Below are 1451 nucleotides of genomic sequence, written 5' to 3' on the forward strand. Positions count from 1 at the left end.
GCGCTGCCGCCTTCTCCCGTCTCGCCGAACGCCGCCGTGCGCACCGTCAGAACCTTCCGGGCGTCGCGCGACTTCACCGTCTCGATGGCGTTGCCCGCATAGATCGGCCGCTGGAACGTATCGGGCCCTTCCACCGCAACGATGTCGGAGACCTGCATCACGTCCAGCAGCGCCGCAACCCGCGGCAGCGTGTTCTTGCCATAGGTCGTGGCCGGCGCGACGATGGCCTCGTAGCCATCCGCAAGCCCCACGATCAGCGCCGCAAGCGCTTCGGCCAGCCCGTGCCCATAGGCCGCGTCGTCGGCATGCAGCACCTTCTCCACCCCGGAAAGCCGCGCCGCCGCCTCGGCCACCCCGGACGAGCCTTGCCCCGCCACCAGGATGTGAACCGGAGCGCCAAGCTGCACCGCAGCGCTCAGGGCCTTGCCCGTCTCGCCCGACAGATGGGCGTTGTCGTGTTCCGCGATCAGTAGTGTCGTCATGTCGCTGCCTCCCTTTCGCTTACAGAACGCCGGCTTCGCTCTTCAGCTTGCCGATCAGCTCGTCCACCGAGCCGACCTTCACGCCCGCCTGTCGCTTCGCCGGCTCCGCCGTCTTCAAAACGTCCAGGCGCGGCGCAAGGTCCAGCCCCATCTCCGAGGCCGAACGCTCGTCCAGGGGCTTCTTCTTCGCCTTCATGATGTTGGGCAGCGAGGCATAGCGCGGCTCGTTCAGCCGCAGGTCCGTCGTCACGATGGCCGGCAGCGCCAGCGCCACCGTCTGCAGTCCGCCATCCACCTCGCGCGTCACCTCCGCCTGGCCGTCGGACAGAGAAAGCTTCGAGGCGAAGGTGCCCTGCGGCCAGCCCAGAAGCGCCGCCAGCATCTGGCCCGTCTGGTTGCTGTCGTCGTCGATCGCCTGCTTGCCCAGGATGACGAGGTCGGGCTTCTCTTCATCGACGATCGCCCGCAATACCTTGGCGACCCCGAGCGGCTCGACGCGCTCGTCGCTCCGGACCAGGATCGCACGGTCGGCGCCCATCGCAAGCGCCGTGCGCAGCGTCTCCTGCGCCTGCTGCGGGCCAACCGAAACCACCACGATCTCCTCGACCCCGCCCTTCTCCTTCTGCCGGATCGCCTCCTCGACCGCGATCTCATCGAACGGGTTCATGCTCATCTTCACATTGGCAAGGTCGACGCNCGCTCGTCGCTCCGGACCAGGATCGCACGGTCGGCGCCCATCGCAAGCGCCGTGCGCAGCGTCTCCTGCGCCTGCTGCGGGCCAACCGAAACCACCACGATCTCCTCGACCCCGCCCTTCTCCTTCTGCCGGATCGCCTCCTCGACCGCGATCTCGTCGAACGGGTTCATGCTCATCTTCACATTGGCAAGGTCGACGCCACTGCCATCGGACTTCACACGGATCTTAACGTTGTAATCCACAACGCGCTTGATGCAGACGAGTATCTTCAT

At 66.6% G+C, this 1451-nt stretch carries 1 protein-coding gene and 3 pseudogenes; all 4 read right to left on the reverse strand.

What is annotated here, in order from left to right:
* A pseudogene (locus NDN16_RS20785) lies at positions 1 to 482 on the reverse strand (electron transfer flavoprotein subunit alpha/FixB family protein); the annotation flags it as partial.
* A gap of 19 nt (positions 483 to 501) precedes the next feature.
* Positions 502 to 1176, reverse strand: a pseudogene (locus NDN16_RS20790) (electron transfer flavoprotein subunit beta/FixA family protein); the annotation flags it as partial.
* Complete coding sequence (locus tag NDN16_RS20795) at positions 1158 to 1355, reverse strand: hypothetical protein (RefSeq protein ID WP_435301145.1); 198 nt, start codon at positions 1353 to 1355, stop codon at positions 1158 to 1160. The pseudogene NDN16_RS20790 and the gene NDN16_RS20795, both read right to left, overlap by 19 nt.
* 21 nt (positions 1356 to 1376) lie before the next feature.
* A pseudogene (locus NDN16_RS21230) lies at positions 1377 to 1451 on the reverse strand (electron transfer flavoprotein subunit beta/FixA family protein); the annotation flags it as partial.

It is taken from the genome of Aureimonas altamirensis (assembly GCF_023702225.1).
GTDB classification, from domain to species: Bacteria; Pseudomonadota; Alphaproteobacteria; order Rhizobiales; family Rhizobiaceae; genus Aureimonas; species Aureimonas altamirensis_B.